Origin of the sequence: Mesorhizobium sp. M1A.T.Ca.IN.004.03.1.1 (assembly GCF_003997555.1) — a bacterium.
Taxonomy (GTDB): domain Bacteria; phylum Pseudomonadota; class Alphaproteobacteria; order Rhizobiales; family Rhizobiaceae; genus Mesorhizobium.
This window is the reverse complement of the sequence record NZ_RZTV01000589.1, coordinates 1-258: the sequence shown is the minus strand read 5'-3', so window position 1 is coordinate 258 and position 258 is coordinate 1. Positions and strand designations below refer to the sequence as shown.

Annotated in this window: 1 pseudogene; it reads right to left on the bottom strand. The window is 61.6% G+C overall.

The annotated features are described in order from the left end of the window. Positions 1-258, bottom strand: a pseudogene (locus tag EOD29_RS37655) (hypothetical protein); the annotation flags it as partial.

The following is a 258-nucleotide window of genomic DNA, read 5'->3' as shown; positions in this document are numbered from 1 at the left end:
CAAGGCACCAGCATGAATTCGTAGACAAGATCGCCATCCTGGTCGATCGGCAGAACGAAGCCCGTCAATTCGATCGGATGTTCCTCGCCATGCCAGGCGAGTGTTTCGCCCTGCGGACCGCTCACCGGCTTACCCGACAGCGGCACCGTCGCCTTGGGCTGATCGGCCGGCCGTAAAGCGCTCCAGAAGATAGGCTGCGCAGCAGCGAAGGCGTCAGAAATCGGCCATGCGGAACAAAATGCGAGCGCCGCGAACGTC